Annotated in this window: 21 protein-coding genes and 1 pseudogene; 16 read left to right on the forward strand and 6 right to left on the reverse strand. The window is 59.0% G+C overall.

The window, feature by feature from the left end:
* Positions 1-4: 4 nt before the first annotated feature.
* Together HP062_RS07955 and HP062_RS07960 are read left to right on the forward strand one after the other, a co-directional pair.
* The gene (locus HP062_RS07955) at positions 5-1,108 is read left to right on the forward strand and encodes an extracellular solute-binding protein (protein WP_172791203.1); all 1,104 of its coding nucleotides are present in this window, start codon (positions 5-7) and stop codon (positions 1,106-1,108) included.
* 65 nt (positions 1,109-1,173) lie between these two features.
* Positions 1,174-2,300, forward strand: a pseudogene (locus tag HP062_RS07960) (P1 family peptidase).
* A gap of 48 nt (positions 2,301-2,348) precedes the next feature.
* On the opposite strand, the gene HP062_RS07965 reads toward HP062_RS07960, so the two are convergent.
* Together HP062_RS07965 and HP062_RS07970 are read right to left on the reverse strand one after the other, a co-directional pair.
* On the reverse strand, positions 2,349-2,801 hold the full coding sequence (locus HP062_RS07965) for a cupin domain-containing protein (protein ID WP_010455330.1): 453 nt from the start codon (positions 2,799-2,801) through the stop codon (positions 2,349-2,351).
* A 145-nt stretch (positions 2,802-2,946) separates the two neighbouring features.
* Positions 2,947-3,396: a helix-turn-helix domain-containing protein gene (locus HP062_RS07970; protein ID WP_010455332.1), complete on the reverse strand. Its 450-nt coding sequence runs from the start codon at positions 3,394-3,396 to the stop codon at positions 2,947-2,949.
* A 207-nt stretch (positions 3,397-3,603) separates the two neighbouring features.
* Here HP062_RS07970 and HP062_RS07975 point away from each other — a divergent pair, with 207 nt between their 5' ends.
* The 5 genes from HP062_RS07975 (at position 3,604) to msrA (ending at position 7,217) form a co-directional block, all read left to right on the forward strand.
* The gene (locus HP062_RS07975; protein WP_145308343.1) at positions 3,604-4,386 is read left to right on the forward strand and encodes an SDR family NAD(P)-dependent oxidoreductase; all 783 of its coding nucleotides are present in this window, start codon (positions 3,604-3,606) and stop codon (positions 4,384-4,386) included.
* A 171-nt stretch (positions 4,387-4,557) separates the two neighbouring features.
* Positions 4,558-4,977 (forward strand): organic hydroperoxide resistance protein, encoded by a 420-nt coding sequence (locus tag HP062_RS07980; protein ID WP_010455335.1) that lies wholly within the window; start codon positions 4,558-4,560, stop codon positions 4,975-4,977.
* Between the two features lie 548 nt (positions 4,978-5,525).
* Positions 5,526-5,978, forward strand: a complete 453-nt coding sequence (locus HP062_RS07985; RefSeq protein ID WP_172791204.1) for an Ohr family peroxiredoxin — start codon at positions 5,526-5,528, stop codon at positions 5,976-5,978.
* A gap of 109 nt (positions 5,979-6,087) precedes the next feature.
* The gene (locus HP062_RS07990) at positions 6,088-6,540 is read left to right on the forward strand and encodes an Ohr family peroxiredoxin (protein ID WP_010455338.1); all 453 of its coding nucleotides are present in this window, start codon (positions 6,088-6,090) and stop codon (positions 6,538-6,540) included.
* A gap of 170 nt (positions 6,541-6,710) precedes the next feature.
* Entirely contained in the window at positions 6,711-7,217 is a 507-nt protein-coding gene (gene msrA, locus HP062_RS07995; protein WP_010455339.1) for a peptide-methionine (S)-S-oxide reductase MsrA, read from the forward strand.
* A 152-nt stretch (positions 7,218-7,369) separates the two neighbouring features.
* Here the strand turns inward: msrA and HP062_RS08000 are convergent, their stop codons facing one another.
* Entirely contained in the window at positions 7,370-8,248 is an 879-nt protein-coding gene (locus HP062_RS08000; RefSeq protein WP_010455340.1) for a LysR family transcriptional regulator, read from the reverse strand.
* 101 nt (positions 8,249-8,349) lie between these two features.
* On the opposite strand from HP062_RS08000, the gene HP062_RS08005 reads away from it, so the two are divergent.
* The gene (locus HP062_RS08005; RefSeq protein WP_172791205.1) at positions 8,350-9,741 is read left to right on the forward strand and encodes an aldehyde dehydrogenase family protein; all 1,392 of its coding nucleotides are present in this window, start codon (positions 8,350-8,352) and stop codon (positions 9,739-9,741) included.
* A gap of 75 nt (positions 9,742-9,816) precedes the next feature.
* On the opposite strand, the gene HP062_RS08010 is transcribed toward HP062_RS08005, so the two are convergent.
* Positions 9,817-10,761 (reverse strand): aldo/keto reductase, encoded by a 945-nt coding sequence (locus HP062_RS08010; protein WP_083376467.1) that lies wholly within the window; start codon positions 10,759-10,761, stop codon positions 9,817-9,819.
* Entirely contained in the window at positions 10,748-12,034 is a 1,287-nt protein-coding gene (locus HP062_RS08015; RefSeq protein WP_077749458.1) for an NTP/NDP exchange transporter, read from the reverse strand. The genes HP062_RS08010 and HP062_RS08015 overlap by 14 nt, the downstream gene beginning before the upstream one ends.
* A 100-nt stretch (positions 12,035-12,134) precedes the next feature.
* Here HP062_RS08015 and HP062_RS08020 point away from each other — a divergent pair, with 100 nt between their 5' ends.
* Positions 12,135-12,923 (forward strand): alpha/beta hydrolase, encoded by a 789-nt coding sequence (locus tag HP062_RS08020; RefSeq protein ID WP_172791206.1) that lies wholly within the window; start codon positions 12,135-12,137, stop codon positions 12,921-12,923.
* 82 nt (positions 12,924-13,005) lie between these two features.
* Here HP062_RS08020 and HP062_RS08025 read toward each other — a convergent pair whose 3' ends face one another.
* Positions 13,006-13,983 (reverse strand): NAD-dependent epimerase, encoded by a 978-nt coding sequence (locus HP062_RS08025; RefSeq protein WP_172791207.1) that lies wholly within the window; start codon positions 13,981-13,983, stop codon positions 13,006-13,008.
* A gap of 611 nt (positions 13,984-14,594) precedes the next feature.
* Between HP062_RS08025 and rfaH the strand changes: the two genes are divergently transcribed.
* From rfaH to HP062_RS08060, 7 genes are all read left to right on the forward strand, one after another.
* A complete protein-coding gene (gene rfaH / locus HP062_RS08030; protein ID WP_077749461.1) occupies positions 14,595-15,131 on the forward strand; it encodes a transcription/translation regulatory transformer protein RfaH in 537 nt (178 codons plus the stop codon).
* Positions 15,132-15,158: 27 nt separating this feature from the next.
* Positions 15,159-16,319 carry an outer membrane beta-barrel protein gene (locus HP062_RS08035; RefSeq protein WP_172791208.1) on the forward strand — a complete coding sequence of 387 codons (1,161 nt, stop codon included), beginning with the start codon at positions 15,159-15,161 and terminating at the stop codon, positions 16,317-16,319.
* Positions 16,320-16,331: 12 nt separating this feature from the next.
* On the forward strand, positions 16,332-16,865 hold the full coding sequence (locus tag HP062_RS08040; RefSeq protein ID WP_172791209.1) for a polysaccharide biosynthesis/export family protein: 534 nt from the start codon (positions 16,332-16,334) through the stop codon (positions 16,863-16,865).
* A 2-nt stretch (positions 16,866-16,867) separates the two neighbouring features.
* Complete coding sequence (locus HP062_RS08045) at positions 16,868-19,183, forward strand: Wzz/FepE/Etk N-terminal domain-containing protein (RefSeq protein ID WP_172791210.1); 2,316 nt, start codon at positions 16,868-16,870, stop codon at positions 19,181-19,183.
* 168 nt (positions 19,184-19,351) lie between these two features.
* Positions 19,352-20,743 carry an undecaprenyl-phosphate glucose phosphotransferase gene (locus tag HP062_RS08050; RefSeq protein ID WP_256666129.1) on the forward strand — a complete coding sequence of 464 codons (1,392 nt, stop codon included), beginning with the start codon at positions 19,352-19,354 and terminating at the stop codon, positions 20,741-20,743.
* A 47-nt stretch (positions 20,744-20,790) separates the two neighbouring features.
* A complete protein-coding gene (locus HP062_RS08055) occupies positions 20,791-22,131 on the forward strand; it encodes a UDP-glucose/GDP-mannose dehydrogenase family protein (protein WP_172791211.1) in 1,341 nt (446 codons plus the stop codon).
* 13 nt (positions 22,132-22,144) lie between these two features.
* Positions 22,145-22,849 (forward strand): WecB/TagA/CpsF family glycosyltransferase, encoded by a 705-nt coding sequence (locus HP062_RS08060; protein WP_077749467.1) that lies wholly within the window; start codon positions 22,145-22,147, stop codon positions 22,847-22,849.
* The last annotated feature ends 1 nt before the right edge of the window (position 22,850 follow it).

Genomic DNA, 22,850 nt, shown 5'->3' on the forward strand with positions numbered 1-22,850 from the left:
CATCATGAGTCGTCGCCGTCAACAGATCAATCTTGGACTGAGCGCCTGTATGTGCGTTTCGCTGTCGGCGGTCGCTGCCGAGGCACCCACGGTTCATGTCTACAACTGGTATGACTACATCGGCCCCACCACCCTGCACGACTTCAAGCGCGACACCGGAATCGAGCCGGTTTACGACACCTTTGACAGTGCCGAAGTGCTGGAAGGCAAACTGCTCACCAGCCGCAGCGGGTACGACGTGGTGGTGGCGAGTAACTTCAGCCTGCCGACCCTGATCAAGGCCGGCGCCCTGGCACCACTGCCTCGCGCACAGATGCCGGATTTCAAGAACATGGACACCGAGCTGCTGGCGAAACTGGCCAACAACGATCCGGGCAACCAGTACGCCGTGCCGTACCTGTGGGGCACCAACGGCATCGGCTACAACATCGACAAGGTCCGTGCCGCACTGGGTGACAAGGCGTCGGTGGATTCCTGGGACCTGGTGTTCAACGAAGAGAACCTGGCCAAGCTCGGCCAGTGCGGGGTGGCGATGCTCGACTCGCCGTCGGAGATGTTGCCGGTCGCCCTGCACTACCTGGGCTTGCCGCCGAACAGCACCAGCCCCGAGGACTACAAAAAGGCCGAAGCACTGCTGCTCAAGTTGCGTCCGCACATCGCCTACTTCAACTCGTCGAAGTTCATCAGCGACCTGGCCAACGGCAACATTTGTGTGGCGGTGGGCTGGTCCGGCGCGATGCTCGAAGCCAAGACCAACGCCGAGCAGGCCAAGAATGGCGTGAAGATCGCTTATAGCCTGCCGAAGGAAGGTGCGCCGGTCTGGTTCGACACGCTGGTGTTGCTCAAGGACGCACCGCATCCAGAGCAAGGCCTGGCCTTCATCGACTACCTCATGCGCCCCGAAATCATCGCCCCGGTCAGCGATCACCTGTCCTACCCCAACGGCAACCGCAGCGCGACACCGCTGGTGGCTGAATCGACCCGCAACAACCCCGCTGTTTATCCGTCGGCCGAAGCACTGGCGACGTTATTCACCCTTCAACCGTTGCCGCCGGCCATCGAGCGGGTGCGCACACGGATCTGGAGCAAGGTGAAGAACGGGCAGTAATTCAGGCTGCTACAGGGATCGCATCAGCCACGCATTTTTTGAATAAATTGAAGATGAGAGAACCGATGAAACCACGTGCCCGCGACTTGAACATCCAGTTCGGCCAACTGCAACCCGGCCCCCTCAATGCCATCACCGATGTGCCCGGCGTGCGCGTCGGCCACAGCGATGTCCGCGGACGGACCGCCAATGGCCGCGACATCTGCACCGGCGTGACCCTGATCGAACCGCGTGCCGGGTCCACCAATCAGCAACCGTGTTTTGCCGGCGTCCATGTGCTCAACGGCAACGGTGACGCCACGGGTCTTGAGTGGATTCGTGAAGCCGGCTTGCTGACCAGCCCGATCGCCTTCACCAACACCCACAGCCTGGGCGTGGTGCGCGATGCGCTGATTGCCCTGGATCGTCAGGCTCAGCCCGATGACGGACGACTTTACTGGAACATGCCGGTGGTGCTGGAGACCTTCGACGGCCTGCTCAGCGACATCAACGGTTTTCATGTGAAGCCTGAACATGTGGCCGAGGCCCAGCGCAATGCCGTCGGCGGGCCGGTGACGGAAGGCGCGGTGGGCGGTGGCAGCGGGATGATCTGTCACGAATTCAAGGGGGCATCGGCACGTCTTCGCGCCAATTGAGCAAGGCGCAGGGAGGCTGGACCGTCGGTGCGATCGTCCAGGCCAACCATGGCATTCGCAATGAACTGCGCGTCGACGGTTACCCGGTCGGTCGCTATATGGAACAGGCTGACTCACCGTTCCTCAGGGCATCGCTGCCTTATCCGGGCATGGGCTCGATCGTCGTTTGCCTGGCCACCGATGCACCGCTGCTGCCGCATCAATGCACGCGCCTCGCACAGCGCGCCAGCCTCGGGCTTGCCCGTACTGGCGGCGGCAACGAAGACCACAGCGGCGACATATTCATCGCCTTTGCCACCGGCAACCAACACGTACCACCGGCCGCTTATGAAGGCAAAGGTGCACCCACCTGCAACAACCTGAGCATGGTCAACAACGACCACATCAGTGAGTTGTTTTTGGCCGCGACTGAAGCGGTGGAGGAAGCGATCATCAACGCCGTGCTGGCGGCTGAAACGACGGAAGGTAACGGCCACACCGTACCGGGGCTGGACGCGAAAACACTGCTCAAGGCCTTGCGTCAGGCGGGTTGGCCGGGGGAAACAGTCGGGATCTGAATACGCTTTAACGAAGACGCCCGATGCAGTGCATCGGGCGGCTATCGCTTATTTTTCCAGGATCAACAGCGGCGTGTCTTTTTTCACCAGGTACGTCGCCAGCTCCGAAGCTTTGCCGTCACCGACGTTCTTCGCGACATGCGCAGTGCCTGCGGGGATGTACAAGGAGTCACCGGCCTTGAGCGTGACGGGCGCCCGCCCTTCGAGTTGATACTCAAACGTGCCCGAGATGACGTAGGCGACCTCCACCCCAGGATGAGAATGCTTGGGGGAAGTGACGCCCGGGTCGAAATCGACACGCACCTGAATCACCTCACCCTTGGAAATATCGAGGTCCTGGCGCACCAGGTCCGTGCGGTGCAGGCCTGTCTGCCAGCTTTTTGCCGGAGTGGCTTGCGCCGGCGCTTTGGCTTCTTCAGCCGCGAAAGCGTTGAGTGATACGGCGGCAGCCAGGGCGATGCCGAGCAGGCCTGCGGTGTGACGGGAGTTGATACGGGACATCGCAATTCTCCAATGAATGCCGCGGTTGCGGTGGCTTCATTACGAGGTCGCGGTGTATCGCACAAGTGTCGAGAACAGCATGGTTTTGTATGCCCAGGTAACTACCGGCGCCGGGGATACGTTCGGATACAACCGCAGATGCGCATCAGTGCGCAACGCCGAATCTGGTCACGATGTCTTCTGGCTTGAGCTGTCGCCCGTCCATTGAAACCAACTGCAATTTCTGGATTGGCTGACGATCCTGTGCGTCGACCATGACGGATCCCGCTTCGCCGGGTTCGTACAAAAACTCGTTGCCCCACTGCGACAAGGCAATCAGGACGGTTTGCAAAGCCCTGCCCTTTTCAGTCAGCACGTACTCCTTGTAGATGCTTCCATCAGCCGCCGGCTCCATCCGCATCACACCTTCTGCCACCAGGCCTTTGAGGCGGGTGCTCAGAATGTTTTTCGCGACATTCAGGCTTTTCTGAAAATCGCTGAAGCGTTTTGTGCCTGAGAGCGCATCACGAATGATCAGCAAGGACCACCAATCGCCGATAAGGTCCAGGGATCGAGCGACCGGACACGGACTGCCCTGCAAGCTTTTGCGCTTCACGTAAACGAACCTCCACCAAAAGGGTGCCAACGCTGACGATAATTCGGTCAGATGGCAGGTGGTTGCATAATACAACCCATGCTGGTAAAAATCACTTCCATTGGTTTCATAATGAAACCGACAACCCGATTTCGAGTGATTCCCTGTGCCAGACGCACAGTGATTTCGCCCTCAATGGTTGCATGATAAAACCGTAGGAGATTCCCAATGAAACTGGCTGGAAAAATTGCATTTATCACCGGCGGCAACAGCGGCCTGGGCCTGGCCACCGCCAGACTGTTTATCGCTGAAGGCGCAAAAGTGGCGATCACCGGTCGCAGTCAAAAAACCCTGGATGAAGCCCGGGAGGCGTTGGGGCCAAACCTGCTGGCGATCCAGGCGGACCTGACCGACGTGAAAGAGATCGAGCGCGCCGTATCAGAAGCCGTCGCAGCATTCGGCAAGCTGGACATCGTGTTCGCCAATGCCGGTATCGCCGGACAGACCCCGGTTGGCGGCACTTCGCTGGAAACCTTCCAGACCATCATCCAGACCAACCTCACCGGCACGTTTTTCACCGTGCAGGCAGCCGAACCGCACCTCAATCCGGGGGCTTCGATCATTTTGAACGGGTCGGTGCACGCTGTGATGGGATGGCCGGGTTACAGCGCCTACGCAGCAAGCAAGGGCGCCGTTCGTTCCATGACACGGGTGATGGCCGCAGAATTTGCGCCGCGCGGCATTCGCGTCAACCAGATTACCCCCGGAGCTGCACGCACACCGGTCTGGAACCCCCACACGGTGAAAGTGGGAATGGATGCGCTGGAGGAGAAACTGAACACCACAATCCCGCTCGGTCGCATTGGCGAAGCGGAAGAAGTGGCCACCGTCGCCTTGTTCCTCGCCTCCAGCGACTCTTCGAATGTCGTCGGTGCGGAGATTGTTGTCGACGGCGGTGCAACCAGTTCGCCATTGGGCGCACCGGCTCACCGAAAAAACTGGCAGGCGTAACGGGTTTGTATCGGCGTGTATGTTCGCTGACGATCTTACACAGCGATACACAACCAGCGGATCAGGACACATAGGCACTACATAAAGGTGGAAAAGTGGGGGCTTCTCCCGTTCGTCCGTAACGCGGCGACATAAACGGTGAGGCCCCCAACCCTTTAGCAGGAACCCGTCATGATCAATGAAATCGACACCGTGCTGTATACCGGAAAGACCCACACCACTGGCGGCCGCGACGGCGAATCGAAGAGTTCGGATGGACGTCTGGACATCAAGCTTTCCCCGCCAGGCTCTTCAGGGGCTGGGACCAATCCCGAACAGCTATTGGCTGCAGGCTGGTCGGCCTGTTTCATCGGCGCGATCGGTAAAGCGGCTGCCGCGCTGAAGGTGACCTTGCCGAGCGGCGTCGCCGTTGATGCCGAAGTGGATCTGGGCAAGACCGACAACGCCTTTTTCCTCCAGGCACGCCTCAATGTCAGCCTTCCTGGTCTCGATCCTGTTGTCGCACGGGCGTTAGTCGATGCCGCCCATCAAACCTGCCCGTACTCCAAAGCGACCCGTGGCAACATCGACGTCACGCTTAATCTGGTTTAAACCGGGCCCATAATGCGGCCTGCCATCCCGGCAGGCTGTACCGAGTTTTTCCCCATAGCATTTATCCATCCTGCCGCCGTTGATCAAGGACGAAATCGGTCTAAAAAGTCCGGTTTGCGTTTCGCAGCCTTTGCTATTCTAAAACCTGTAGGTGAAGACGCAGACTGATGCGCAAGAGGATAGCGAGGAAGCGTGGGGCGCGCTCCTAAGGGTACACGGTTAGAAAGATTCTCCGAGTTGAGATCCAGCCCTTATGCCGTGTGAAGCAGGACAGCACAAAACTGTTCTGTCAGAAGCCTGATAAACCTTGTAAGCCAGAGACCAGCGCTGGCCACCTACTCTATTTCGAAGCCCGCCTTGTGCGGGCTTTTTCGTTGTGTGCAGGACCGGCAGCCAATGCCACCCCCCTCAATCCAACCGTTCGTCGCCAAGCAGGCCTTTCCCCTATTGACTTAAATTGGCGACTGCGCGAATATTATTTACATCGCATACGATACAAACGTATACGCCATACAAACAAACCTAGTACACCTTTGAGGATTCATCCCATGAGCAAGATCGAAAAAGTCCTGGCCTCCGGCAAAACCCACACCACCATGAGCAGCACCGGTACCACTTCGCGCGGCCATAACGGCAGCCTCGACATCGTGCTTTCGTCACCTGGCAGCGACAAGCCCGCTCATGAATTCAAAGGCACCCAGCCACACCCGAAAGCCGAGCAACTGTTTGCCGGTGCCTGGTCGGCCTGCTACATCGCCGCCGTCGGTCTGGCTGCCAAACAGCGCAACGTCGAGCTTCCCTCCGATGTGTCCGTCGATATCGAAGTCGACCTTGGCCAGACCGGCGACGCTTACTTCCTCCAGGCACGCCTGACGCTGCGCGCTCCAGGTCTGGATCAGGCCGTCGCGACAGAAATCGCCCACGCCGCAGACCAGATCTGCCCGTACTCCAAAGCAACACGCGGCAACATTGACGTGGCCCTGAACGTAGTCACGGCTTGATACACAGCGACGCTTTGACATCATTTGGCTTTCAAGAAATCTCATATATATCGCATGCGATCAAAGCGCACACGAAAACAAACTCATTAAAACATTCAGGTAATCATCCATGAGCAAGATCGAAAAAGTACTGGCCACCGGCAAAACCCACACCACCGCCAGCAGCACCGGTAACACCTCGCGCGGCCATAACGGCAGCCTCGACATCGCCCTCTCGTCGCCCGGCAGCACCCAGCCTGCGCACGTGTTCGCCGCCACCCAGCCGCACCCGGCCGCCGAGCAATTGTTCGCCGGCGCATGGTCGGCCTGCTACACCGCCGCTGTCGGGCTGGTGGCCAATGACCTGAACGTTGTGCTGCCGGCGGACATGTCTGTCGACATCGAAGTCGACGTCGGCCAGACCGGTGCGGATTACTTCCTTCAAGCTCGATTGACCCTGCGCGTGCCCGGCCTGGCGGACGACGTTGCAAAGACCCTGGCACACACCGCCGACCAGATCTGCCCGTACTCGAAGGCGACCCGTGGCAACATCGACGTGGACTTGAAAGTCCTCACGGCGTGATGCACCGCACGGCGGGTTCGACGTTACCCTGCACGTCGACCCGCCGGGAGGCAGCAACGAATTTCTCGGACGCGACCTGTCTGATGCAGAATGAGTTCACGCCACTGCAGACCTCCATCGAGCGCCTGCGCAACAACCTGATCACATCAATGAACACTGAGGAGTAAGCGATGACCACGCACACTGAAACCGCAATCCTGGCCGGCGGCTGCTTCTGGGGCATGCAGGATCTGATAAGGAAACAGAAAGGCGTGCTGTCGACTCGAGTCGGCTACTCCGGCGGCGACGTGCCCAATGCAACGTATCGCAACCACGGCACCCATGCCGAAGCAATCGAGATCGAGTTTGACCCGGCCATTACCAGCTACCGCCAGATCCTTGAGTTTTTCTTCCAGATTCACGATCCGTCGACCGCCAATCGTCAGGGTAACGACATCGGTCTCAGCTACCGTTCGGCGATTTTCTATTTGAATGAAGAACAGAAGGCAGTGGCCGAGGACACCGTGGCCGATGTGAATGCATCTGGTCTCTGGCCCGGCAAGGCGGTCACCGAAATCGCCCCCGCCGGCCCGTTCTGGGAGGCAGAGCCGGAGCATCAGGACTACCTCGAACGGCTGCCGACCGGTTACACCTGCCATTTCATTCGGCCGAACTGGAAACTGCCCAAGCGCGCATGACGCGGTACACCCTGGGTTCCGGCAGCGGCGTCCAGGCACCGTGGCATCAGGTATTGGCCTCGCAGGGCAGGCTAAACAGCACGCCGACCGACGTCAGTCTCAATACCCTTGTGGGAGCGAGCTTGCTCCCGCAGGGTTTGCGTTTAAAGGATTCAGGCGTCTTGCTGCACCACGCCGCGTTCTTCCAGCAAGCGCACAAACATGGTCAGGCTTTGCGACACCGTCCCTCTGCGCCACACCAGCCAGGTGCGCAAAAACCGGAAGGCTGGCGACAACGGCCAGACACTCACCGTGGTGCAGCCCGGCATGCTTTCGAGCATGCTGCGCGGCATCAGCGCCAGGCCGGCTCCGGCGCTGACGCAGGCCAGCATGCCGTGATAGGACTCCATTTCGAAGATTTTCCCGGGCACTGCCGAGTCCTTGGCGAACCAGCTTTCGAAGTGGTGACGGTAGGAGCAATTGGAGCGAAACGCATAGATGTTTTCGCCGTTGACCTCCCGCGCGCGGTGGATCGGGGCATGGTTGAGCGGCGCGATCAGCACCATTTCTTCCTCGAATGCCGGCACGCCTTCCAGTGCCGGGTGCAGCACCGGGCCGTCGACAAACGCAGCGGCCAGTCGGCCCGACAGCACACCGTCGATCATGGTCCCGGACGGTCCGGTGGACAGATCCAGCTCGACCTTGGCGTGCTTCTGGTTATACGCGGCCAACAGCTCGGGGATGCGCACCGCCGCCGTGCTTTCCAGCGACCCTAGCGCAAAGGTGCCTTGGGGTTCTTCACCGGCCACCGTCGCCCGGGCCTCCTGCACCAAGTCGAGAATGCGCCGGGCGTAATCGAGAAAACTCCAGCCGGCGGGCGACAGGCGCAGACGGCTTTTCTCGCGGATAAACAGGTCCACGCCCAAGTCCTGCTCCAGTTGCTTGATCCGTGTCGTCAGGTTCGACGGCACGCGATGGATGTGTTGGGCAGCCACGCTGATGCTGCCGTGCTCGGCCACTGCTTTGAAAATTTCCAGCTGAACCAGATCCACAGTCATTCTCCAAACGTGAACGATATGCTCAGCATTATTCAGTTTCCAGAAAACTAACGCCACCGTAACCTGAGCGTATTCCCACCTAGCAGGACGGTGCCATGACCAACGTTTCCAGCCTCACCCACGCCATTTCGATCAACCCCGCCACCGGCGAGCAGATCGGCCACTACCCATTTGAATCCGCTTCGGCGCTGCAAGCCGCACTGTCCCGAGCCGCTGCCGGATTCCGTGTCTGGCGCAGCACAGCGGTGGCGCAACGCTCACAGCTTTTGATCGCCCTGGCGCAAGCGTTACGCGGTAACGCCGCAGCGATGGCGAACATGATTACTCTGGAGATGGGCAAGCCGATTACCCAGGCCCGCGGTGAAATCGAAAAATGTGCCCAGCTCTGCGAGTGGTACGCCGAACACGGCCCGGCCATGCTGACCGCCGAGCCGACCCTGGTTGAAGGCGGCAAAGCACGCATCGAATATCGCCCGCTCGGCCCGATTCTCGCGGTGATGCCGTGGAATTTCCCGATCTGGCAGGTCCTGCGTGGCGCCGTACCCGCGCTGATCGCCGGCAACACCTACGTGCTCAAACATGCGCCAAACGTGATGGGCAGCGCTTACCTGCTGCAGGAAGCCTTCAAGCAAGCCGACTTCCCTGAAGGTGTGTTCGAGGTCATCAACGTCACGCCAGAGGGCGTCTCCACGGCGATCGCTGATCCTCGCATCGCAGCGGTGACCCTCACCGGCAGCGTGCGCGCCGGCATGGCCATCGGTGCGCAGGCCGGTGCAGCGTTGAAGAAATGCGTACTGGAACTGGGCGGTTCTGATCCTTTCATCGTGCTCGACGACGCCGACCTCGACGAAGCCGTCAAAGCCGCGGTGATTGGCCGTTATCAGAACACCGGGCAAGTCTGCGCGGCAGCCAAACGCTTGATCGTCGAACAAGGCATCGTCGAGGAATTCACGCGCAAGTTCGTCGAGGCCACGGGCAAACTGGTGGTCGGCGATCCACTGGCCGCCGACACTTACATCGGCCCGATGGCTCGCTTCGATCTGCGTGATGAACTGGATCAACAGGTGCGCGACACCCTGGAAGAAGGCGCGACATTGTTGCTGGGCGGCAAAAAGGCTGAAGGCCCGGGCAACTTCTACGAGCCTACGGTCTTCAAGGATGTCACCGACCAAATGACTTCGTTCAAGCAGGAACTGTTCGGCCCGGTCGCCTCGATCATCGCCGCACGCGATGCCACCCATGCGCTGGAACTGGCCAATGACAGCGAATTCGGACTCGCCGCGACGATCTACACCGGCAACGTCGAACGTGCCCAGCAGATGGCCGGCGAACTGGAAACCGGTGGCGTGTTCATCAATGGCTACTGCGCAAGCGACCCGCGCGTCACCTTCGGCGGCGTGAAGAAAAGCGGTTTTGGCCGCGAGCTGTCGCACTTCGGCGTGCGCGAGTTTTGCAATGCGCAGACGGTTTGGCTGGATCGCCGCTGATCGTCTCCAGTGGCCCGGGAGTCTTTTCACGCCCGGGCCTCTGCGCTTTATTCGTTCAGAAAATAGACCTTGTCGTTAACCGACGATATCGATCAACTGCTCGCGCTGCGCACCGGTCAGCATCGGCCCGAAACCGGCGCCGGCGTTGTCCGCCATGTAGCGCGGGTTGCCGGTACCGGGAATCACGCAGGTCACCGCCGGATGCGACAGCAAGAACTTCAGCGCCATCTGCGGCCAACTGTTGACCCTCACGTCCGCCGCCCAGCGCGGCAAGGGTTTGTCCTTCAAGCGGCTGAGCAGGTTGCCGCCGCCGAACGGCCGATTGCAGATCACCGCCACGCCACGTTCGCGGCACAGCGGCAGGATGCGTTTCTCGACGCCGCGGTCATCCAGCGCATAGTTGATCTGCAAGAAATCCAACGGCTCGGCCTTGAGCACCGCTTCCACCTCGTCATACGCCGACGCCGTGTAATGGGTGATGCCGATGTAGCGGATGCGCCCTTCTTCCTTCCATTTGCGCAAGGTCGGCAAATGGGTTTGCCAGTCCAGCAGGTTATGGATCTGCATCAGATCGATGCGATCGGTTTGCAGCAGTTTGAAGGACTGCTCCATCTGCGCGATGCCTTCTTCGCGGCCACGGGTCCAGACCTTGGTGGCCAGGAAAGCGGGCGAACGTGGCTCATGAATCGACAGCAACTCACCGGTCGTCTCTTCCGCGCGGCCGTACATCGGCGAGCTGTCGATTACCTTTCCGCCCTTCTCGAACAATGCGCGCAGAACGGCGGGCAACTGCTTGTAGGCGGGGCTCGAAGGCCCGACATCAAACCCGCGATAGGTGCCCAACCCGACAAGGGGTAATGGCTCGGAGCTGGAAGGAATGGCGCGGGTCAGCATGTTCTTGCCTCCTGTGTCCTTCGACGGCGTGGTTGCAGCGAAGGCCGGGCCGAAGGTGAAAACCGCCGAAGCACCGGCAGCCAGCGTGAGTATTTGGCGACGTGTGTATTCATCAGTGTGGCTCATGGAATGACCCTTCCACCTTTTTGCTTTCAACCTGTTTTTCCTGATGCCTGGCCAGCCACAGGCATAACCAGCCCCACAGCCCGGCAAACGGCACGATCACCAGCGCCACCAGACCAAAACCGGCGCCCAATGCCGTCAGACCGACCGACAACCAGCCACTGGCGGCGTCTCCGCCGCGATACACCAGGGTTTCGATCACATTCTTGGCCTTGTACTTTTCCTCGCGGCTGACCACGGTCCACAACACTTCACGCGCCGGCCGCACGATGGCGAACTCGACCGCACGACGCAGCCCCTGCGCCAGGGCGACGGTAGCGGGCACGGGCGCCAGCGCCATGGCGCTAAACGCCACGATGGTCGCCAGCGGCAATGCCACCAGCGCCCCGCCGACACCGACCAGCCGAATCAACGGCGCCGTCAGCAGCAGTTGAAAGATCAAGGTCAGCGCCGACACGATCAGATCGACCACGGCGAAGAATTGCGTCCGGCTGGCCACATCAGCATAGCTACCCGCCACAATCCGTCCCTGCTCGAAATACAACAAGGTCGCGGCGCTGGTGTGCAGCAACATGAACAACACCAGCCCCAGCAGATAAGGCGAACGCGTAATCAACGTGATCCCGGCCAGCATGCTGCCGCCCATGCGCCGATCCTCCATCAAGCGGCTGCCGGACTGCGATTGGGTGCGCGAGAGCAGCGCCCGATAGCAGCGCACCGCGACTTCCAGCAGCAACGCCGCCGCGACGGTCAATGCCACCGGGCCCAAGCGCGTGGCCATGGTCGCGGCCAGCAACGGCCCGATGAACGTGCCCAGGGTGCCACCCGCGGCGATGAACCCGAATAACCGTCGCCCTTGTTCACTGGAAAACCGGTCGACCAGCACGCTCCAGAAAATGCTGACGATGAACAGGTTGTAGATGCTGATCCAGACGAAAAACACCCGCCCGACGGCCACCGGCGCAATGCGATTGGCGATCAACACACCAAACACCAGCATCGACGCGGCGATCACGCGATAGATCAACGGCACGAACCGCGTGGCCGGCAGCCGCGACGCCAGCGCTCCGAACACCGGCACCATCAGCACCATCACCACGAACGTCGCCGTGAACAGCCACTGCAATTTGTCGGCACCGCCCTCAAGGCCCAGGGCATCGCGCAACGGTCGCACCAGGTAATAACTGGCCAGCACGCAGAAATGGAACGCGAACCCCAGCATCAGGGCGGTTCTTTCGCCGGGCTGCACGTCGAGCCATTTTGCCGCGATGGGCATGGGTGCCCTCCTCTGTAGCCGGGCTCGGTGTGCCTCGCTACCGATGAACTAAACTCTGGCTCCGATCCAGTGGATTGGGTTTCTCAGCCCAGAGCCGTCAATGTCGCCCACTAAAGTTAGCCGAATGCCACGAACCCTGGTGTTAATCGTCGTCATCCTGGTCGCGTTGTACCTGGCGCTCTGTGCAGCGCTGTTCGTGTTTCAGCGCGCGCTCATCTACTTCCCGCAGCCCAGCGCCATCGAGACGTCCGAAACGCTGCTCAAGCTGACGGTGGACGATGTGGACGTGGCGGTGTCGATCAGGCCCCACGACGGGCCGAAGGCGTTGATCTATTTCGGCGGCAATGCCGAGGATGTTTCTCGCAACCTGCCAGGGTTCGCCCAAGCATTCCCGGAGCATGCGATCTATTTGCTGCACTATCGAGGTTTCGGGGGAAGCTCCGGCTCGCCTTCGGAGGAGTCAATTCAGCGCGATGCCATGACCTTGTTTGACAAGGTCTACGATACTCATCCGCACATCGCCGTGGTCGGACGCAGCCTCGGTTCGGGGGTCGCCGTGCGCCTCGCCAGCCAGCGGCCGGCCTCGAGCCTGATCCTGATTACGCCCTACAACAGCCTGGAAGACCTCGCCGTGCGCCAGTTCCCGTGGTTTCCGGTGAAGTGGTTGCTGCAGGAGCGCTTTGAATCTTGGAAGTACGCGGCGCACATCACGATACCGACGTTGCTGATCGCGGCGGAGCACGATGAAGTCATACCGCGTTCAAGCACCGAGCTGCTCTACACGCATTTCGCCAAAGGCGTGGCCACGCTGCGAGTCGTACCGGGGGTGGGCCACAATTCCATTTCCGAAAGTCCCGAATACCTGAAATTACTTGGCGACGCGCTGTGAACAACGCCTGTCTATGACCTGTAGCAGCTGCCCTGCTGGCTTCTCGAACCGGTGGATTTCGTGTCGGATTGAAGCGCCAGACTCAGACCTGGTAGAAGTCGCGATACCACGTCACAAACTGCTTCACGCCTGCATCAACCTCAACCTGGGGCGAGAAACCGACCCAGTCTGCCAGCGCCGACACATCGGCCCATGTCTTGACGACATCGCCCGGCTGCATCGGCAAATAATTGCGCTGCGCTGTTATGCCCAGCGCCGCTTCCAGGCATTCGACAAAATCGAGCAACGCGACCGGTTTTCCACGCCCGATGTTGAAAATCCGGTTGACGCCATTTGCCTCCTTGTCCGGGACCGGCGGCTTCGCAAGCAACCGGGCGATGCTTTCGACAATATCGTCGACATAGGTGAAATCACGCGCCATCTGGCCATGGTTGTAGATATCAATCGGCCGGCCCTTGAGCATCGCTTCGGTGAACGTGAACAGCGCCATGTCTGGACGTCCCCAAGGACCGTACACGGTAAAAAAACGCAGGCCGCTGGCACCAATCCCATAGAGATGGCAGTAGCTGTGGGCAAGCAATTCATTGGCGCGCTTGCTGGCAGCGTACAGCGACACCGGTTGATCGACCGGGTCGTCGACGCTGAACGGGAGTTTGCTGTTGGCGCCATACACCGAACTGCTCGACGCATAGATCAAGTGCACAGGCCGGTAGTGCCGGCAGGCTTCGAGCACGTTCAGAAATCCCACCAGATTCGATTGCGCATACACATCCGGGTTATCCAGCGAATAACGAACCCCCGCTTGCGCCGCCAGATGCACGACCTCGGTGAACTTATTGTCTTCGAATAACGCCATCAAGGACGGCTTATCGACAATGTCCATTCTCTGAAAACGGAAACCTTGCAATTCGCTCAGTTGCTTGAGCCGGGCGTGTTTCAATTCCACGCTGTAATACGCGTTGAGGTTGTCGATACCAACAACATCACGCCCTTCCAAGCACAATCGTTTGACCGTGTGATACCCGATGAAACCTGCCGCGCCAGTCACGAGAATAGTCATAATACCGCCCCGTTCGCCTAATCACAGGCGGTTAGTTATAGCGTTGCAATGACCGTGGATCCAAGTTTCACAACTGGCCCCATCAGGGAGGCATCCTTCCGGTTTGCCCGCCCTCCACGACGACTATTTATAGCTAAAAAAGTTTAATCCGTTCGACGGAAACTAAATTGACTTTAAAAACAATCGCTTGATCATTGCCGAATACACTTTTGGATGAAAGGCATGTTTTTTGACAAGGAACGTTTGACAGCTTGTCGCGAGTGGTCAATAACTACACGGGTCTGATGAAACAGAATCCGAGTGCAGTTTGTTCGTTTATCGCTGCTTCTCAGACAACTTCTGAAGTCTTTGTTTTTTGCGGCCCCTTCGTATGGACCGTGCGGTAGCTTTGTCTCCGAATAATGACTCAAGCTATATATCCAACAGGCTGTCAGATATAGCGGACATTCATTATCACGCTGTTACGCTTATGTAACACCACCTGATTCATTATTGACACACGTCTTCGCCCCCTCACATAAAAACAACAACTCTGCCTGGCTTAATTACTTCTCGGGCCTCTATAGAGCCACTGTCTGCCTAAACTTTCGATATATACGGAGTTTACCAGCATGCCAGCAATCCGTTCCGAACGCTCTAACTGGTACCTTCTGCAGTGCAAGCCTCACCAGGATGAACGAGCCCACCTAAACCTGCTTCAACAAAACTATGTCGTATTTCACCCCCAACTGTTGAGTGAACGCCTGATTCGCGGCAAATATCAGAGGGTGCGCGAGTCCCTTTTTCCCGGGTATCTGTTTATCCATCTTGGCGGTAATGACAACTGGGCGCCCATACGCTCCACTCGGGGCGTCAGTCGTTTCGTCGAATTCAATCATGGTCCTGCGACGGTGGCTGAGAACGTCATCGAGCACCTGCGTGCGCGCTGTTTCGAATCATCGGTATCCCCAGATACCCCGCCCCTTACGCCCGGCGACCACCTGCAAATTATCCGTGGACCACTGTCGACACTCGAGGGGATTTTCATCACCTCACATGGGGCTGAGCGCGTCATGATCCTGATGCAGTTTCTGAATCGGGACCAGGCGATCTGCATGCCCTTGAGTGACCTCGAACTTCAGCACCCCTCGTTTCAATCCAATATCTGACTGATCGCTTATTCCAGGAGCCAGGACATGGCCTTGAATTCACGCTGCCCTTTTGCACTGATCATGGCCTCCCTCTACCCTGGAATGGCCTGGAGTATTGATCCGGCACCTATTGATGTTTACGGGTTCGATTTCACACCTACCTTTCTGTTTTCAGAAAGCTATGACGATAACTTTCGAGAACTGGAGAACAACAAACAGTCCTCGATGGTCACGAAGCTGGCGCCCTCTTTCGAACTCAAGGCCGAAGATCGCAACAGCGCTACCCGACTGACCTGGCAGCCCATCCGCTACATTTATCACGACGAGTCGGATGCCTCGAACACCGCACAACGGGTGCGGGCGGACAGCATCATGGAGTTCACCGACCGGCACCGTCTGAAGCTCGACGCCGAATACCGCAAGTGGGAGCGCACCGAGGACACGGCGGTCGACGGCATCAACGACAAGCTCAATAACAAAAAAGTCGGCGGCCTCTATACCTATGGCGCCAGGAGCGCTGACAACCAGATCGATTTTGGCGCCAGTTACGCTGAACTTCGCTACGACAACGCCGACGGCATCAATGACGACAAAGAGCGCAATACCGCCGCCCTGACCAGTACCTGGTATCACCGCATCGGTAGCAATACCCGTGGCCTGCTCGAGTACGACCACACCAATTTTGACTATCAGGAACCCAACAGCCCGCGCAGCAGCAAATCCAACGCGGTACTCGCCGGTGCCGTCTGGGACATTACCGCAAAGACCACCGGTAAAGTCCGTGTCGGTTATGAGAAAAAGGACTTCGACAGCAGCGAATCCAAAGACCTCGACAACCCCACCTGGCAAGTGGACCTGCAATGGAAACCACGCACTTATTCGACATTCACCCTTGTGGCCCGCCAGGCTCTCGCCGAGGGCGACGATGGTGCCGATGCCGTCAAGTCCACCTTCACCCAGGTCGGTTGGCGCCATGGCTGGACCGAACGGATCACCACGATTGCACAGGCCGGGTACGGTCGTTATGTCTACGAAGGCGAAAGCCGAACCGACAACTATCAGGACTACAACCTGGCCGTGGTGTACGCGATGCGCCGCTGGCTGGACATCGAGCTCGGCTATCGATTCCGCGACAACGACTCTGATGCCGACGACCAAAGCTACACCCGCAACGTTGTTCAGATCAGCTTCAACGTCAGCCTTTAAGAGGGTTTCGACATGAACTCACGCACCCTGGGCTTATTGCTCGCACTGGTTGTGCTACCCGATACCTACGCCGCAGACCCTGATACCCAGTACAAACTGGCCGCTGGCGATGTCTTGCGCATCATCGTGTTCGGCGAGCCGGAGCTGAGCATTAAAAAAATCCGCCTCAGCGATGCCGGCACATTTTCCTATCCGTTCCTGGGTGAGATTTCCGCCAAGGGACTCACACCCGGCCAGGTCGAAAAGATCATCGTCGACGGACTCAAACAAGGCTATCTGAACGACCCGAAAGTCAGCTTGAGCCAGATCGAATACCGCTCGTTCTACATCAACGGCGAAGTGAAAAAACCCGGCAGCTATCCCTTCATACCCGGACTGACCCTGGAAAAAGCCATCGCTCTGGGCGGTGGACTGACCGAGCGAGCTTCCATCAAACGCGTGACCATCTTGCGCGGTGATGGCGGCCCGACCCTCACCGATGAGGTCACGCGAAACACCACGATTGCCCCCGGCGACACCATTTCCATTGCACAAGGCTTTTTCTAATCATGGACAACAGCCCTAGCACCTACGTCGAACGTCCTCTGCAAACGCATCTGCATCAGCAGTACAGCGACGACAAGGACACCATTGATCTTCTCAAACTGTGGAGGGTGATCTGGCGCGCCAAATGGAGCATCGGATGGTTTGTCCTGCTGTGCGGTTTGCTGGCGGTCGTTGTGGTCTCGAACATCACCCCGCAATACGTCGGCAGCACCACCTTGCTGTTCAACGATAAAACCCCGCCGCTGATGTCCTTCCAGCAAGTCAAGGACTCAGGCAGCAACGCCACTGATTACTTGCAGACACAACAGGCGCTCCTGCAATCACGGGACCTTGCCGAACGAGCGGTGAAAAAACTCGAGCTGACGACCAACCCGGTCACCGATCCGCGCCAGCAATCGAAGCCATGGTTCACGCCACGCCAATGGCTGGCCGACCTGAACCTTGATCAATGGATCCCGGGGCTGGGCGGCCTGTTGAAGCCGATGAAAGCTGAGCCAAGTGAAGATGATGTCTTCAATCAGGTCACGCAGAACCTCATGCTGCACACCAGCGTCAAGTTCGTCGGCAAGAGCCAACTGCTCGAAATCGAGGTCGAGCTGCCAGACCCTGTCCTGGCGGCAGCGGCGGCCAACGCGTTGGCCCATGGCTTTACCGACAGTCAGCTCGACACCAGCGAAAAGTCCTCGCAGACCACCACTGCGTGGATGAACACACGATTGGTCAAACTGCGCGACAACCTGCGTGTTGCCGAGAAAAAGCTTCAGGGCTACCGGGAGGAACAAGGCCTGGTCGATGTCGGCGGGGTTGCCACCATCAGCGCCAACGAACTGGAAATGACCGGCAATCGCATGGTCGACGCCCGCCGCAACCGCGCTGAAGCCGAGAGTGAATACCGCCAGGCGAAAGCCCTGAGCAACGGCGACCTGAGCCGACTCTCCAGCGTGCCGGCAGTCTTGAGTAACCCGCTGGTCCAGCAATTCCAGGCGGACCGAGCCAAGGCGCAAGCCAAGGTCGACGAGCTGTCAGGACGCTATGGCCCGAAACACCCGAGCCTGATTTCCGCGCAATCGGAATTGCGCGCCGCTACCACCAGTCTGCAATTGCAGGTGCAGCAAGTGGTCGCCGGGATCGAACGGCAATACCAGCTGGCCTCAGCCAGTGAAGCTTCGCTGCGCCAATCCTTCAACAGCAACAAGGCGCAGATCCAGGACATCGCCCGCAAGGAATTTCAGTTGCGCGAATTCCAGCGGGAAGTCGACAGCACCCGTGCACTGTATGAAACCTTTGTCACCCGCTTGAAAGAAACCGCGGCCACTGCCGACATGGACTCCACCAAAGTGCGCATCGTCGACCCGGCGATTGTGCCAGTGGAAGCGAGCAAGCCACGTAAAACATTGATTGTCGGCATCGTCGGGTTGGTGGCTGCAGTAATCGGCATCGCGTTGGCGCTGCTCTTCGACAGCCTGAGTAACACCTTTAAAACCGACGAGACGATTGAAAGCACGCTTAACATTCCGCTGCTCAGCGTGGTGCCGCTGGTGATGAAGAAAAGTCGCCGGCAATTGGCGCGCTTGTTCGAAGACAACGACAACCCGCGCTTTTCCGAGACCATCCGCAATCTGCGCACCTGGCTGATGTTGCAAAGCAGTGAAATGCCGTCGCAGGTGGTACTCGTGACGTCGACCGTTGCCGGTGAGGGTAAAAGTACCATTGCCACCAACCTGGCCAGTTCCCTCACTTCGCTGGAGCGAGTGTTGCTGATCGATGCCGACATGCGCCAACCGACCCTTTCACTGAACTTCGATTTTCCGCCTGACAGCCCGGGACTGGCCAATGTCATTGCGGGCACCGCCAGGCTTGAAGACTGCATCGTTTCGGTGGGCAATCTGGACATGCTGCCGGCTGGCATGGTCATGCCGCCTTCGCGGGATCTGTTCACCGCGCCGCGCCTGCCTTCCCCCGCCGAATCGCTTAACCCGTCACGCCAGCCTCCACCGCAGGATCTGCTCAGTTCGCCGCGCATGGCGCGCATGCTTGAGGCGCTGAAGTCGCGTTACCGCCACATCATTATCGACTCACCGCCTGCGGAAATGATCAGCGATGCACTGTTGCTGGCCAAGCATTCGGATGCGGTGATCTATGTGGTCAAGGCCGACAGCACGCCGATCAGTCAGGTGCAGAAGGGCATTGCCATGTTGCAACAAAGCCATGTGCCGGTATTTGGTACCGTGCTCAACCAGGTAGACCTGCGCAAGGCGCGCAAGTACGGCTACCACCATTCCAAGACGTTTTATAACTACGACTTCGCCCCCCGCTGACACCATAAAATCTACGGCGAGGCCGAACGGGGCAAGCCCCCTCACCACAGTCTTTCTGCCATCACCACACATTGCTTCACCTCTGCCGAGCTACGGAAAAGCCTGCGGGAGCCACGCCGTGCGCGCCCATCAGCGCTGATGCATTAATTCTGCCTTGAGGTTAAGCCCATGACTCCTCTCTATACCGCTCACATGACACACCGCCGAGGCCTGACGTTCTGGGGGCAGTGGTTGTGTGCACTGACGCTGGCGACTTCGCTGCTGATGCTGCTCGTGTATTGGCGCGTTGGCAGCCTCACCAGCGAATACCGCATCCTGATAGTTCTGACGGTGCTCGGCTCGGTGCCGATCTACAGCGTGATGCAGGTTTACCACAAGCGTCACGGCCTGGTGGTCGGGCTCGGCCGGTTGCTGGCCGGCTGGCTGATCCTGCTGGCCGTGCTGGCGGCCATTGCCTTCATCACCCAGACCAGCGCGATTTACTCGCGCCAGGTCATCATGGTCTGGGCGGTGCTGGGCTTTGTCGCCCAGGCTGCGATGTTTCTGCCCCTGCATTACTTCGCCCGGTTGCACTCGCGGATGGTCTGCAACGAGCGTCGTGCGGTGATCATCGGCACCTGCCCGACCGCCCATGAACTGGCGAAAAAACTCTCCAGACCGAACCGTGCGCTGGTCATGGGTTTCATCGCCGCAGCCGACAACAGCGGCCCGGCCCCCAGCATCCTGCCGTTGCTCGGCCACGTCGATTCGATCCGCGAAATCATCACGCGCCTGGATGTGCGCCGCGTTTACATTGTCCTGCCGATGACGCATGCCGCCACCATCGAAGCGCTGTACATCGACCTGCTGGACATGAATGTCGACGTGGTCTGGATCCCGGATTTCGGCAGCATGGTATTGCTCAACCATTCGATCTCGGAAATCGAGCGGATGCCCGCCATTTACCTCAACGAAAGCCTGATCAGCTCCCATCCGGCCAACCTGTTTTGCAAAGACCTGTTCGAACGCAGCCTGGCCGCCGTGGCCATTATTGTCCTCAGTCCGATGCTCTTGACGGTGGCGATCGCCGTCAAGCTGACTTCCGCCGGTCCCGTGCTGTTCAAGCAAAATCGCCATGGCTGCAACGGCGAAGTGATCAAGGTCTGGAAATTTCGTTCGATGCGCCTCCACGACGATAGCGAAGTGCACCAGGCCACCCGTGACGATGAACGCGTCACGCTGATCGGACGCTTTCTGCGCCGCAGTTCCATTGACGAGTTACCGCAGCTGTTCAACGTGTTGTTCGGGCAAATGGCCCTGGTCGGTCCTCGCCCGCATGCGGTCACCCACAACATTTACTACACCGGCAAAGTGCGCGCCTACATGGCCCGTCACCGCCTCAAACCGGGGATTACCGGATTGGCCCAGATCACCGGGCATCGAGGCGAAACCGAGACGGTGGAAAAGATGCAGCTGCGCGTCGCCCAGGACCTCAACTACATCAACCAATGGTCGCTGTGGCTGGACATCAAGATCCTCATCAAGACCCCCTTCACGCTGTTCTCGAAAAACATCTACTGACCCCTGCCCCCTCGTTGATCACTGTCACGCCGACCTGAGGTTTGATCATGAATGTGAGCGTATTTGGTATTGGTTACGTGGGCCTTGTCCAAGGCGCCGCGCTGGCGGAAGTGGGCCATAACGTCCTCTGTGTGGATGTTGACGCCGACAAGGTACAGGCGCTGAAGGACGGCACGCTGCCGCTCTACGAGCCGGGGCTGAAAAGCCTGGTCCACAGCAATTACCAAAGTGGCCGGCTGCAGTTCGGCACTGATCTCGCCAGCGCTGTCCACCATGGTGATGTGCTGTTGATTGCCGTGGGGACACCGCCAGATGAAGACGGGTCGGCAGACCTCAAACATGTCTTGAGCGTTGCGCAAACCATCGCGCTGAACATGGACCGGCATCACATCATCGTCGATAAATCCACCGTCCCCGTCGGGACCGGTGACCGGGTTCGCGCGCACATCGAGCAGGTGCTGGCCGACACCGGTCGCTGCAATCTGACCTTCGACGTGGTCTCCAACCCCGAGTTTCTCAAGGAAGGCTGCGCGGTCGAGGACTGCATGCGCCCGGACCGGATCATCATCGGCACCGACAGCCAACACGCCGAGGAGGTCATGCGCGAACTGTACGAACCGTTCAATCGCAACCGCGAAAAGATCATCGTCATGGACCTGCGTAGCGCCGAACTGACCAAGTACGCCGCCAACAGCATGTTGGCAACCAAGATCAGTTTCATGAACGAAATGGCCTGCCTCGCCGAAAAACTGGGTGCCGATATCGAGATGGTCAGACACGGCATCGGCTCTGATCCGCGCATCGGTTATCAATTCATCTATCCGGGTGTGGGCTACGGCGGGTCGTGCTTTCCCAAGGACGTGAAGGCGCTGATACAGGCCGCCGCCAGCGTCGACATCGATGCTCGGGTACTCAAGGCCGTCGAGTCGCGCAACCACGAACAGAAGGCCAGCCTGTACACGAAGATTTTCAATCACTTCGACGGCGCCCTTCGCGGCAAGACTTTTGCCCTGTGGGGGTTGAGTTTCAAACCCAATACCGACGACATGCGCGAGGCCCCCAGCCGGGTACTGATGGAAGCCTTGTGGCACGCCGGCGCCAGCGTCCAGGCGTTCGACCCCAAAGCCATGGAGGAGGCCCAGCGCATTTACGGTTCGCGCGACGACCTGACCCTGGCCGGCACCAAGGAGGCGGCCCTGAAAAATGCCGACGCCTTGATCATCGTCACCGAGTGGCAATCGTTTCGAGCCCCGGACTTCGACTTGCTCGGCCGGCAGCTCAAGCACCCGCTGATTTTTGACGGACGCAATCTGTTCGAGCCGCAGCGGTTGAGCAAAAGGGGTTTTACCTACGTCTCCGTGGGCCGACAGACCCGCTCAGTCATCTGAAAGGAGCGGCGCCATGATCAGGCTGGAATTAGTCGGGCAATACTCAACGAAGTTACTGGAGGCCAACCAGGCCTATTCCTTCATCAACTTCGCGTCCATTGGCAGTGTTTTCGAGCAGCCCCCGAACACCGTCACCTATTTTTGCGACGGCATGCTGATGTCGACTTTCATGTCGCGTGTGACCGGCAGGAGGATCGGACGGGTCAGCTTTGACTTCACGTCCATCGCCGACCTTGTACTGCGCAGCGCCGAGCAACAGGGCAAGCGCGTGTATTTCGTCGGGGCCCGGCAAGCGGAACTGGAACTGTTCGTCAGCAAGATCAAGGCCCTTTACCCACGGCTGACCCTCGCCGGTTACCACAACGGTTACTTCAATGCGTCCCAGGCCGAGGGCATTCAGGCCGACATCTGCCGCAGCGAAGCGCACATCCTGATCGTGGGCCTGGGTGCCGGACTGCAAGAGCAGTTCGAGCAGGACGCGTTGCGCGCGGGGTTTCGCGGGGTCGCCTTCACCTGTGGCGGGTTCATTCGTCAGGAAGCCCTGGCCACGCGCAACTATTACCCGGCGCTGATCAATCGCCTGCATATGCGCGCGTTTTATCGCATGTATCGCGAGCCCCATACGATCAAGCGCTACCTCATCGACTACCCGAACAACTTTGTGCACCTGTTGGCGCTCATTGCGTCACGAAAAGTCGCCATCAGCGTTGAGGAATGAC

This window comes from Pseudomonas sp. B14-6, from assembly GCF_013260315.1.
Lineage (GTDB): Bacteria > Pseudomonadota > Gammaproteobacteria > Pseudomonadales > Pseudomonadaceae > Aquipseudomonas > Aquipseudomonas mandelii.